1 protein-coding gene is annotated in these 452 nt (G+C 61.9%); it reads left to right on the top strand.

Features of this window, described 5'->3' with window-relative positions; genetic code table 11:
* Positions 1–450 (top strand): sodium ion-translocating decarboxylase subunit beta (locus HII27_RS26865; protein WP_185670191.1); only part of this gene is annotated, 450 nt, incomplete at its 5' end.
* Positions 451–452: the final 2 nt, after the last annotated feature.

Below are 452 nucleotides of genomic sequence, written 5' to 3' on the forward strand. Positions count from 1 at the left end.
CCGCTGCTGGGGATGTTCTGCTTCGGCAACCTGATGCGGGAAAGCGGGGTGGTGGAGCGTCTGAGCGATACGGTGCAGAACGGGCTGATTAATATCGTGACGATATTCCTCGGGCTGTCGGTGGGCGCGAAGCTGGTGGCGGATAAGTTCCTGCAGCCGCAGACGCTGGGCATTCTGCTGCTGGGGGTGATTGCGTTTGGCATCGGGACAGCGGCTGGCGTGCTGATGGCGAAGCTGATGAACCTGTTCAGCACCAACAAAATCAACCCACTTATCGGCTCGGCGGGGGTCTCGGCGGTGCCGATGGCGGCGCGCGTGTCGAACAAGGTGGGGCTGGAGTCGGACGCGCAGAACTTCCTGCTGATGCACGCCATGGGGCCGAACGTGGCCGGGGTGATTGGCTCGGCGATAGCCGCAGGCGTGATGCTGAAGTACGTGATGGCGATGTAATT

It is taken from the genome of Kluyvera sichuanensis, assembly GCF_014218705.1.
GTDB classification, from domain to species: Bacteria; Pseudomonadota; Gammaproteobacteria; order Enterobacterales; family Enterobacteriaceae; genus Kluyvera; species Kluyvera sichuanensis.